Annotated in this window: 6 protein-coding genes; all 6 read right to left on the reverse strand. The window is 38.2% G+C overall.

The features are described 5' to 3' along the window. Positions 1 to 8: 8 nt before the first annotated feature. A complete protein-coding gene (locus A9G24_RS00550; protein ID WP_065637291.1) occupies positions 9 to 3,959 on the reverse strand; it encodes a toxin VasX in 3,951 nt (1,316 codons plus the stop codon). Between the two features lie 29 nt (positions 3,960 to 3,988). Continuing rightward, complete coding sequence (locus A9G24_RS00555) at positions 3,989 to 4,918, reverse strand: hypothetical protein (protein WP_065637292.1); 930 nt, start codon at positions 4,916 to 4,918, stop codon at positions 3,989 to 3,991. 2 nt (positions 4,919 to 4,920) lie between these two features. Further along, complete coding sequence (locus tag A9G24_RS00560) at positions 4,921 to 7,377, reverse strand: type VI secretion system Vgr family protein (RefSeq protein WP_065637293.1); 2,457 nt, start codon at positions 7,375 to 7,377, stop codon at positions 4,921 to 4,923. A gap of 468 nt (positions 7,378 to 7,845) precedes the next feature. Then, complete coding sequence (gene recB, locus A9G24_RS00565; RefSeq protein ID WP_065637294.1) at positions 7,846 to 11,322, reverse strand: exodeoxyribonuclease V subunit beta; 3,477 nt, start codon at positions 11,320 to 11,322, stop codon at positions 7,846 to 7,848. Next, positions 11,301 to 11,744 carry a phosphohistidine phosphatase SixA gene (gene sixA, locus A9G24_RS00570; RefSeq protein WP_218056170.1) on the reverse strand — a complete coding sequence of 148 codons (444 nt, stop codon included), beginning with the start codon at positions 11,742 to 11,744 and terminating at the stop codon, positions 11,301 to 11,303. Before sixA ends, recB begins: the two co-directional genes overlap by 22 nt. A gap of 25 nt (positions 11,745 to 11,769) precedes the next feature. Next, positions 11,770 to 12,066, reverse strand: coding sequence for a YfcZ/YiiS family protein (locus A9G24_RS00575; protein ID WP_065637295.1), 297 nt, complete (start codon positions 12,064 to 12,066; stop codon positions 11,770 to 11,772). Positions 12,067 to 12,451: the final 385 nt, after the last annotated feature.

Genomic DNA, 12,451 nt, shown 5'->3' on the forward strand with positions numbered 1-12,451 from the left:
CTTTCTATTTATTCATCATGAAATTGGTTACTGCTGCGATTAATGATGAGTGGGATTTCGTCATCATCTTGTGCATTAGGGCTGATATTGATTTGATAGCTATTTACTAGATCATAAGCAAAGGTGCCCGCGACCCATGTTATCACCGTTAGGTTGCTATCTGACTGATGAGGATCGGTTTTTTTCACTTCGATTTTTTCAATATCGTTAAAATTAGATTGCCATACCGCTTTGCCCTGAGTGAGGGTTTTAAAGGTTTTTGCTTCATAATGATCCATAAAATAACCTTTGTCGAGGGTCACATATTCTGTGATTTTTAAGGTTTCTTTGGCTTTGTCTTCGTTTAGGTGGATTGGGGGATGCACCTCTACTGAGTCTTTATTTACCCCTGTTAAACTAATACTAAAGCGAGATTCAATCAAATCCTCATAGCTTTGCCCATTCTTGCCAACTAATTTAACTGAAGCCTGTAACGGCTTTTGGGCAATAGTAGCGTAGTTTGGGTATGTTAAATAAAAATAGAGGTGGCGGTGGTATAGCTTCATCCCACTAAATGAACTTGGTTTTTTAAAGAGGATAAAAGTTTCAATGCCCGACAAGGCAACCAAATAATCATTCACCGAATGCCCAAAACCGACAAATGAGTACTGCTCTTCGTGATAAGCGCCGTACCCCAAATAGGCAAACTCTTTTTGCACCCCAAAATAACAACGGTTTAACCAGTGATCGATAGGGGTAAAATTATCGTATTTTTTGCTGCTTGCAATTAAGTATAAACTCAATAAATGTAAAACAACACCAAAGCCTATAGCCATTCCACTTCCAACTAATAATAGGACAGCACCAAAACCTAGGAATAGAGATCCTACAACTCTATAAACAAAGTATTTTTTATCCTCCATATTCCACATCCCCAAGGCACTTTTTAGCTCGCCTAAGGACTCAAAAATACTCATAGCAGCAAAGGCTTTGGCTACGGTTTTAGAAATCAAGGTATTTAATGTCAGTTTCGCTTCGATTTCGGGTACTAATGTCGTTGCAACCCGCGATCGCATGGCTTTAACTAATTGCATTTTTAATTTGATGTCACGGTATAGGGCAACGCTATCAACACTTAATAATGCTAACGAGCCTAAGTCGATCGCCAGTTGGCGCATTTTTTTAGCTTGGCTTTCGCCTTCTTTAACGGTGTCCCACTCTTTTAGGTTATCGTAAATATTTAACATGCTGATAACGCCCGATATTGCATTGGCACCATAGCTAAGCTTAGCCGCTTTTGCATTTTGGCGGGTTATTTTTACTTGTTCATGAGTTGATAGTTTTTCATCAATTTTCGCTTTTTCCATTTCGCGTTGATTCATTGCTTCGGTTTCGCGGTTTATCTCGCGCTGTTTGATTTTATCTTCTCTTTTCTTTTCGTTCGATTCGTTAATCGCTTCGTCGTTGCTAGATTTTTGTTGATTGACTTTGTCAATTTTGTCTTGTAATACGGTAGTACGGTTGACTAACGTGACATAATCTGCCATGTTGCTGGTTAAAAAGTTTTTGAAATCATTGGGATTAAGTATCTCTTTATTTTTTAAAAAATTAACAACCAGCGCTTTACTTGCCTCGTCGGGAAAGCAAAGCGTAAATTTAAGCTTTTGAGTTGTTGGTTTTTTTGAGCCAACGTCATATTTTGGATCGGTGACATCAAATTTTTCTAAAAACGCCACTTCTTGGTTGGTTAAACTATTTTCACGGAAAAAACTCCCTTGTAATTGGGTTAATAGTGCATAAACCTGTCGAATTTTATCTTGCCTAACTTGCATAGCAAACTCAACGGGATACCCACCTAAATCCCCCAAATAAGATAGCGTATCAAGCAGTTTTAAACGTGGTTTAATCGGTTGGTGTTGTTTATTGGTTTTTAATACGGTGTATTTTTTAAGTGCAAGTTGATGCAAATATCGATTTTTGTCGACATGGGTCACAGCACTGGGGGTATTTGCCATTTCAGCAAGTTTGCGGTCAATCGAGGCCAAAAACGCTTTTAATTGCTTGAGCTCTTTTATTTTTTGATCTCTGATTTTTTGTAGCCTGCTATGCTCTTGTGGGTTATATTGTCGATTTTTGTTTAACTCCTCTTGTTTGGCATTAATCTCTTGCTGTTTTTTTTCAATATCTAACTCAACACGCTCTTTTGCCTTTTGCAGTTCTTTTTCTTTATCGGTTTGCGTGTTTTGAGTGTTTTGCGCTTGATGTGTATTATAAGCAGAAGCAAAACCCGTTGATTTGTCGATAATATCACGCCATTTTACGGGTGTATCGCTGTCTAAATCGATAAATGCCAGCGCATCAAGATCAATCCCTTGGTTATTTTTATGCTCTATCACATAAAAAATACTGGCAGGATTACTTAGTAGCTCGTCCCATAGGGCGTTATCTTCGTCAAGACGCACTTCTGCATGGGTTGAATCAATCAGGATTTGGATAATTTCTTTTATATGAATAAGCGCGCTTGTATCGTTTGAAAAATCAAACTCTTTCTGCCAAAAATGAGTTTGATTAAAAGAACTCGGTTTTATTTTGCTGTATTGCGAGATAAATTTTGCATCGCCAAATAACCAACGAACATAAGTAAAATAGTCTTGTGACCACTCTTTATAATATCGAGTTATTTCTTTAAATTCGGTTTCTAATTCACCTTTAAATTTCTTAACTTCACCATGATTAATCTGCTGGTTTATTTTTTCAATTTTTTTGGCCTTTTCTGACTCGGTGTCTTTAATTTTATATTCGACTTTTCGTAAAAATTCATCACCGGAGTCATTGGCAGCATCAATATCTTTTAGGTAGTCATAGTGTTCTTGTAACCGGGCAATTTCGGTGTCGTAAGCATCTTCAATTGAAGTTCGATAATTCTCTATAAACTGTAAAATCGTGCGTTTTTTAAACATGTCAGCATGATAGTACTTAAACATGCGTTTTAACGTAGGATTAATACGGTTATACATCTGTTCACCACGCTGTTGATAAACTTTGGCTTCGTCACCATCAAAAGGTGATAATGATTTGGCTTGTTTTGGCGCATCACTGCAAAAGATATGTAACTGTGATACCCGTTGCGAGTTAAGTTCTTCGGCGATGCCGAAGGTGTCTTCTAGCACTACGCCACACGATATTGGTTTACCCCCTTGGTATAATTGATTAGTATGTAGCACATATTTTAATTTTTGGTCTTGTAAACTGGTAAACGGATGTACCGATTCAAAATTATCAAGATGCTTATCAAAACGAAACTCCAGTACTTTACTGTTTTCATCTTGATAAGTCTGATAACTGCTACCAAAAATATCTTTAAATGGCACCGCTCGATTGCCCGTTGCCTCAGACGGTGAATCTTTAAGGTTTTGTATATCAATTTTGGTAAAACGCGATAACGCGTTGCTGTTCTTCTCTTTTAAGTAATCGTCAATGGCTTTTTGGGGCCAAGGTTGTGAAGAATAAGCCACCCAAGCTTGGGTAAAGTCCTTATTATTAAGATGAATAAACGAGGCCGGAATGGTGTGGCAAGCATCTTTACACGCCTTTGATAAAGGTCTTGGCTGGGTATTAGTCAGTTCATGGAAGTTTTTTAAACGTAGCGCGCCATCAATGCATTCATACACATGAAGTATTCGGCTCTCAATATCCTCACCTTGTTGTTGCATCACATAAACATAGCCGTTACGCAAAGTGCGAAGCACATAGTCATAATAGTCTAATGCTTCATCTGGCATGCGGCGTTTAAAATCTAAGGTTTTAGTGTAATCCGCCAGTTCTTGATAAGTGGGGTTAACCTGTTTAATTTTATTGAATTTTGTTTTTATCACGGCTTGACGCAGTAAAAAGACCGGTAATCCTACTCGTTCACAGGCAAGGCAATGACCTGTGGCTTCATTTTTATTTTCTATCGCAATGTTTGCTGTTTTTTTCATCTTATGCTCTTTAATGCTTGTCTTATTTGTTATTCGTTAATAGAAAGTGATGGGCTTTCAAGGTGAATCTGGGCGTCAATAACGTGTTTTGACAATGTGCCCGGCGCTTTTTGCGCTTTGGCAATTTGTTCAAGCACGTTAGGATGCTGAGTAAAAGCAGTTTGGTACCTTAAGCCATTTAATCCCCAAAATAAGATATCAGTAGCCTCAGTTAAACCTAATTGATACGCTTGCTCAACCAGTTGCGTTGAGTGCAAAATCACTTGGTTATGGCGTGGTAATGATTTTTGATTATCAAATTGTGTTCGATTATTGGCCCATGCCTTAACAAGGGTTCGAATCATTTTGAAATGTTTTAAGCGCTGGCAATACTGCGTGCTCCAACGGTCTGGCGTTTCCAGTTCACTATCGGCCGTGAAACGAATAAACTGCCCAGCATGAATGGACGGATAATAATAGTTTTCAATTTGGGCAAATTGCGATTTTAACCATGCGGTGTCTTGGTTGGTAGCCACTTCCTGCAAAAATTGCATGCGAAACGGTTCAAAAAAAGGATAATAAGGCTGTTGCAATATTTTAGCGATGTTATTACCTATAGTTATCAGCTGTTTTGCTAATAACGACGGTTTAAGGGGGCTAACAATATAAGCGCAAATATAACGCTTTGACCAAAAACATTCGAATTCAGCCTGTTTACCAATTTCATCCAGGATGGGACTGGCTAAAAATTCATGGGGCTCTGCCAGTTTAATCAGTGTCGGGCATATGCTTGGATCATAATCTAAATCGGTACGTAATACCTGAGTGAGTTTCTGTTCACCAAATAGTTTGTCTTCACCAAATTGATTCACTAATGAGTCGTGTGATAATGGGCTCATTGAATTAAGCGCCACTAAATTATCGACTAGTAAATAGCGATAGTTGTTAAAGTTATGTTGATTATTTAATTCAGTAATCATTTTCAATCCGTTTCTGCGCAGCGTTTTACATTCAGTTCACTTGAATTTAATCTAATTGTTTTAGATTGGCTTGCCGGCCCCATCTTCTGGAACACATTACATTTAAGATAGATATTATCCTGTGTACCCAGTTCAATGCCTTCACTGCTGATTTTGATATAAGAGCCACCACAAATAAGCGTGAGGTTGTCGTTGGCGGTAATGGTGACTTTACCATCCACACTATCCACTTTGATATCTTGCTTGGCGGCCATATTGAGGTTAGCATTTTGGGCTTGCACTTCAATATCACCTTGGTTGGCAAATAGTTTCATGCCCGCTTTTTGCGCAAATAAACCAATCGCCTCGCCCGCTGAAAGGGTGACGTTGTTTAAAGCGTTGATGTCGGTTTGATGTTCGCTGGTTAAGGTGAGGCTGCTCGCTGTTGTCAGTTGAATATTTTCAGGGCTGGTTAGGGCTATGCCTTCTTGAGCGTAGGCTAAAATGCCACTTTGGGTTAGCTGAGTTAAGTTGGCTTTAAGTTGCGCTTGGCTGTCGGTATCGGCGCTGTGCGCTTCGGATTGGGTGGCGGCATTTTGTAGTGCTTTAGCAATGGCTAAAGCATTTTCAAGTTGGTTTATTGCCGCTTGCATATCGAGCTGTTTACCTTGCGCTTTCGGCTCGGTTTGCGTGGTTAAGTATAAGCCTCTATTGGCGGCAATCGCCCCCCAGTCATCGGTGCGTAGTTCAAAACCTTCACCGCGGGGTTGTTTTTTTTCGTTAACTAGGTGACCAATATTAAGTTGGGTTTTGCCGTATTCGGTAGCCAGTTTGATATGTTCTTGCCCACGTTTATCATCCATGCGCAGTTTGTTGTTGGCCGGGGTGCGAATGATGTTGCGGTGTTTGTTGATGGTGGTGATAGGGTCAGGGTGGGCACTGTCGTGCATGGCATGGGCGATATACGGCCTATCGGGGTTGCCGTTCATAAAGGCGATGGCGACTTCAGTACCGTCAATTAACGGGAAGTGAAAGCCATAGGTGTTGCCCGCATACGGTTTGGCTAAGCGTACCCATAAGCTTTCCGTGCCATTTTTCCACTCTTTTAAATCAAAGTTAAATTTAACCCGATAGCGCCCTTGCGGGTCAATATAGCCATAGGTGTCATGATTGGGACTGGTGACACGGGCAGGTAATGTGCCACTAACTTGTGGCCAGCGTATAGGCGCAGGGCGATAGGGTTTTAAGGCTTGATAGGGAATAGCGGTAAAGGTGAGTTCATAAGCATCAGTGCGGTTACCCTGCCCTTGTACCGTTAAAATGATGATACCGTCATTGATATCTGCCAGCGGGCTGCCGTTGAGGTTAATCCATTGACCGGGAGCAAGGTTATAGTGATTACTCTTGCCTTTGAGGATAATTTGCTGGCTAATCGCCTGTTCATGACGAATACGGGCATACCACTGACCGCTTTCAATCTGATTATCGTGAGTGTTATTGTCATTATCACTATTATCATCACCACGAGTGTGTGGATTTTCCTGTCCGTTACTCGCTAAGCCTTTATAGTGCTCGGCATAGCGATAGTCGCTGCCATAGGTGGTAAGGTCTTTAGGTTGGGTGTTAATCTCGCCCTGTAAATCGGCTAGGGCATCACGGTAGTTATAGTCTTGTACCTTGACTGAGGAGACCACCACTTCACTATGCAGGCTGATATCCCACACACTTTCAACGCCACTATCTGCCATGCCATTGGGTTGTTTATAGTCAATATTAGCCACCTGCGCATAACCTTGTTCATAATCACTTAACACCATCACATCACAGTGGTGCTCGGCGTGGGTTTCAAAGCGAAACCAGATACCCACATCAGCCAATAAGCGTTGAATAAATTCAAGGTCACTTTCTTGCCACTGCGTGATAAACTCCCGCTCAGGGTAGCTGTCTTTTAACTCTAAACGGTAATCAATGCCCGTCAAACCATGACTGCGTAGCACTTCTTCAACCACACTCACCACACTTTGATTTTGAAATATGGCATTATGTTGCCCCACTGCGAGCCGTGCTAAGCACGAGGATAACACCACCTGATAATGCGCTTCCTCTTTATTGACCGATAACTGACTAAACTCAGTAATCACCCCATGCAAGGTGCGTTTATTCGTCAACGTGGGCAAATCACTTAATGAGCGGATAGCGGAAGTTAATGGTTTATTGATAACCGGATTAAAGGAGAAGGTCGATTTTTGATTAAGAAAGGAATCAGGCGATAAGGTTTTGTCAGTACTGGTAAAGGAGATTACATAACGCCAAGGCTGGTTTAACGACTCATTACCCTCAACATGTAAAACCGAAATCGGCGCGCCCAGCCCGTCAACCGTTAAGGTATAGCGATTATGGCTAACCCCACTCAATCCCGCCATTAAATCGCCAAACCCGTCACCGAGTTGCCCCAAAAGACGATTAAGTTCATTTGACATGTTTTCCTCCTATTTTCCCTAAAATTCATATATCTATTTTTATTATGTTATTGGTTTATCGCTATCGCATTGTTTTTGTGCTGACTATTTTTAACGTAAGCGATAATGCAAACAGAGTATAGACTATTTTAACGCAAAATTTAACCTTTTTAATCAATATCTTTGTTTAATATGAATAATTTCCGTTAGTTAAACCTGTAACTGATAGCGGCTTAGCGCCTTTGTTGAATAAGGGATTTAAGCAACGTTATGCTTTATCGAGGGAAATTATTAACTTATTAAATTTAAAATAATTTCAATCTGAAACGGTATAGAATCCTGAATATTTTTTACAAGAATTGCGTCTTTTAATAAAGAAAGCCGTTCATGTTAATTAAAAAAACTAATTAGATAAAAAATAAGGCACTCATTATTTGTGCCTTATTTTTAGTTATTTAATCTATTTTCAACACTGAGCGTTTTAACTTCTTATAGCTCATTTGACACATTCCCTTCAAACAACTTATCAAGTTCTTCGATAAACGCTTGCTCAGGTAGATGGTAAAAGATACCATGCTCGGGCATACCACGCAAAAACAGATAGTAAACGCCCCCAAAATGGGTTTGATATTGGTAATTGGCTAAACGACCTTTTAAAAAGCGATGCAAGGCTAAACAGTAAAGTTGGTATTGTAGGTCGTAGCGATGTTCACACATCACTTTTTCTAGTGCTTCTTGATTATAAGAATCAACGCATTCACCTAACCAATTTGATTTATAATCAACCAAATAATATTTCCCTTCGAATTTAAAGACTAAATCAATAAACCCTCTTAGCATGCCTTGTACCGAATCAAAATCTAACTTAGGACATAATCTTGATAAACGATCATATTGTTTGCACAGACTATCTAATTGCTGGCTAGTTACAGTTTTGCGTATAGGAAGATAAAATTGTAATTCGTTAATATGTTGCCCCATTAACACTTGCGATAATATTAAATTTGGATCATGCAGTGGTGTAGTCAATACTTGTTGCATCCAATTCGTTACTACACCACTCCATGCTGGCTCTAAATTGAGTTTTTTTACCATTTGATTACATAATTCATCAAGGTTATCTGGTGTGATCTCTTCCATAATGCTGTGCATTAATGTACCCACATATGCCCCTTTCGGAAAGTGGTGGATATCATATTGTATATCGGTTGACGGAGCATTAGCAGGTTCAAGTTGGAGCTCATCCCAATCATTAATAATATCGGGATTGTAAGCCAATATGGCATGATTATGTTTTTGTAATTCAGTATAACTTGTGACTCGCCAACTGCTTGATAGCTTACGCGAAAACTCATTTGCCGATAATGATTGGCTTGGTAAAATTTGAGAAATATACTGTTCGCTCTCTATCGGTAATTGTACTTCAACTAAATTGGCCATATTGGCAATTGATCTTAGTTCATTTTTTAATAAATGATTAATCGCTGATTGACTTTTCTTCAATGAAGCAAGCCCAATACTGCAATGATAAACTGAACGGGTCATTGCTACATATAATAACCGCAAATCTTCAGCAAGGCGTTCATTTTCTATCTGTTGTTTAATTTCGTCGGTCAGTAACCATGCATAGGTTGTTTGATAGTCATTGTCTTTATCATGATAAAATTGACTATCCGCCTCACGATACATCGAAATAAATGGCAACCAAACAATTGGGAATTCCAGCCCCTTGGATTTATGAATAGTAATTATTTTGACAAGGTTTTCATCACTTTCAAGGCGTTGCTGGTGATTTTCTAAATTAGGGTCGGGGCTAACTATTTGTTTTGTCAACCAACGAATTAACGCATGTGGACTATCTAATTCATTTGATGCTTCTTGGAGTAACTCGCCTAAATGCATTAAATTGGTTAACGTTCGTTCACCATCTTGGCGAGCTAATATGTTTTCAGCTAAATGACGTTTTTTCATCATTCGGCGTAACATCACTAATACACCATAATATTGCCAAATTGCTTGGTATTGTTTGAACTCTTCAACTAAACTTTCCCATCTGTCTTGATCGTCAGTGATTTGTTCAAGTTCAGTCATGGTTTGCCCTAATAATGATGTCATTAATGCTAGTCTTAATGTTGTTTCGTTTTCAGGCATTAAGACCGCTTGCAATAAACTCAATACATCATTGGCCTCAATTGAAGAAAAGACACTACTATTGTTTGATAAATAGACACTTTTAACACCGTAATTGGACAATTTTTGTTGAATAATTTCGGCTTCACGCCCTGTGCGAACTAAGATCGCAATATCAGCTGTAGTGACAGGACGTTGTTTTTCTTCATTATCAATTAATATTGAAGAATTAGACAATAAAGACACAATTTGATTAGCACAACAACTTGCTATATGTTCTTGATAATCTGTATTGGTTGCAATGCCATCGGGCAATAAATAAGCTGTGAGTGCGGCAACTTCTTGGTTATTCACTTGCAAAGACTTTTGTTGATTCCTTTTTGCCCCATCCATGGGTAAAAATGGAATATCTTCAAATATAAATGGATTATTACAATTAGCGAATAATTGATTAACCGCTTTAACCATCGAAACCGATGAACGATGGTTGACATCCATAGTAAAATAATTTTCTCCAGTCGATTGTTTAGCTTTTAAATAAGTGAATATATCAGCTCCCCGAAAGCTGTAAATCGCTTGTTTGGGATCGCCAATAAAGAGTAAACCTCGATCTGGCTGTTGGTTATCATAAATACGGTTAAAAATTTGGTACTGCGTGGGATCGGTATCTTGAAATTCATCAATCAAGGCAACGCGGTATTTTGACGCTATAGATTGCGCTAATCGTTTACCTGTTTTTGCTTGTAACGCGCGGTTAAGTTGCCCAATAAGATCATCAAAGCTCATTTCACCATGTTTGAGCTTTTCGTCATAAAGCCCTTTTTGAATCACGCTAACAATATCCATTAAGATTTGGCTACGCAAGTCCAACGACTGTGTATATAGATCGTCAATTTGTTCAAAAACAAAATGACATGGCGCATTCTTTCCTTCTTTTGTCTTTTCGATTAATACCGATTGCTTAAATTTTTTAAGTTCATCTGGTAATTCAAACGTTTGAGTTGCGCTGTTAGCCCATGCTGATACTTTTATTACCCAATTGGGTAAATGTCGGCTACTATAAGATTGTTTGCTGACACCTGATTGAGTAATGATATTGACTAATTCATCAGATAAATCTAACCAAGACTTTTTAACATTTTCAATTATTTCATAATTTTTTAGATAAAACGCCTTAATTGTTGTACCGATATCTGGATTTAACTTGTTAGTATTGTTAAGATTTAAACCTAAATAAGGTGTGATATCTTTTAATAATGCAGCTGGATCTTGCCATGTAGCAAGTACCAAATAAGCAAGCTGTTTATCAAGTGGCGTAAAATAGTGACGCCAAAACTCTTGTGTTACCCTTAATTTCAGTTGAGATTCATCAGAAATTAGCTTTTGTTCAAATAAAACACCTGACTCAAACGCATGGCTAGTTAATATACGCTGACAAAAACTATGAATAGTATAAATTGCCGCGTCATCCATTGATTGTTGAGCTACAGTAAGTCGTTGTATTGCTAATTTGTGATCATCGATTAACTCAATGAGTTGTTGATAAATCGGATCTTTATGCTGCTGTTGTTGTAGTCCAATTCGTAATTCTTGAATATTTTGTCTTATCCGTGAACGTAGTTCTTGAGTTGCAGCTTTAGTAAAAGTAACAACCAAAATTTCATTAACGTCTAAGGGTCTTGGATAACTATTTTGACCAATACCAAGCAATAATCTTAAATAAATAAAGGCGAGCGAATAAGTTTTACCGGTTCCTGCCGATGCTTCAATTAAGGTTCGACCAGTTAAAGGTAAATCAAAAAGATTGAGTTTTTTTACTCTGCTTGATAAAACCATTCAAGCTTTCCCGCAGATTCTGGCAATAAATTAATACAAGCAATTGCAGCAGTAGGAAACATAGGCGGAGAGACTTGTGGACAAAGTTCATTAACTAAATATCCAACTAATGGCAAATGTGATACCACAATCACATTTTCAATCCCATCGGCTAACAATAATGTTAATACGTCAACAATATGAGATGGGCTACCACTAGGTACTAAAAATCGATTAGTTTCAACTTTATCGACACGAACATGCGATGATAATTCTGTCAATGTTTGTTGTGCTCGTAGATAAGGACTCACTAAGCCAAAATCAAATTGATAATTTTGCTGTTTAAGCCATATTCCAGCTTGATTTGACTGAATAATACCATAATTTGTTAATGTCCGACTTGAATCTGATGAAGCAGAAAATCCTGCTTCACCATGTCTCATAATACAAACTTTCATCAATATTTAATTAACGTAATTTTAATTGGAAAATCATGGATTCTGCACCACAGCAAAAAGTGAATTTTACTGTTAATTTAAAGCCATCATTAATTTTTTCAATATTGCTCTCAATTTGGCAAGGCTCAGTTTCAACATCTTTGGCAGCTTGTGTTAATGATGCCAACTTTTGTTGAGCTTCAGATTCTGTCGCAAAAACGCACTCATATTCAGCGCTACAATCTTCATTGTCAATTATTGTACCCACATCCACACAACAACATGCGGCTGTTTCGTTTGCTTTACATTTGTTTAAAGAATCTGTCATGCTCTACACCTCTATTACCAGTTGATATGATTCATAGTATACTCTTAATCATAACTTAGGGCAAAGTACTAACGCTGTTTTGTTTTAGTTATTTATAATAACTTGATAACTAACCGCTCTAACAAATTTTGATTGAGTTTTTAAGGCATATATCGGAATTACTTGCGTTGTTTAGCGTAATTTGAAAAATGACTGTATAACGCGTCTTCCAAACAAGCGATACGGCGCTTATCTCATAAAAAAATCACCGTCATCAATTTGGCTAACTACTTTATGGTTAATCGTCCAACAATTTATCGTACTGAAAGACTCCATTAAACATTCAATAACATGACTCACATTGCATATTAAACACGAAAACAGATAGCATCGTTTTCTAGGTGAG

Origin of the sequence: Gilliamella sp. App6-5 (genome assembly GCF_001690525.1) — a bacterium.
Taxonomy (GTDB): Bacteria; Pseudomonadota; Gammaproteobacteria; order Enterobacterales; family Orbaceae; genus Gilliamella; species Gilliamella apicola_H.

What these genes read in the sequence shown, in the direction of transcription:
- A9G24_RS00550 (WP_065637291.1), bottom strand. Translation starts at nt 3,959, where the DNA reads ATGAAAAAAACAGCAAACATTGCGATAGAAAATAAAAATGAAGCCACA.
- A9G24_RS00555 (WP_065637292.1), bottom strand. Translation starts at nt 4,918, where the DNA reads ATGATTACTGAATTAAATAATCAACATAACTTTAACAACTATCGCTAT.
- A9G24_RS00560 (WP_065637293.1), bottom strand. Translation starts at nt 7,377, where the DNA reads ATGTCAAATGAACTTAATCGTCTTTTGGGGCAACTCGGTGACGGGTTT.
- sixA (WP_218056170.1), bottom strand. Translation starts at nt 11,744, where the DNA reads ATGAGACATGGTGAAGCAGGATTTTCTGCTTCATCAGATTCAAGTCGG.
- A9G24_RS00575 (WP_065637295.1), bottom strand. Translation starts at nt 12,066, where the DNA reads ATGACAGATTCTTTAAACAAATGTAAAGCAAACGAAACAGCCGCATGT.
- recB (WP_065637294.1), bottom strand. Translation starts at nt 11,322, where the DNA reads ATGGTTTTATCAAGCAGAGTAAAAAAACTCAATCTTTTTGATTTACCT.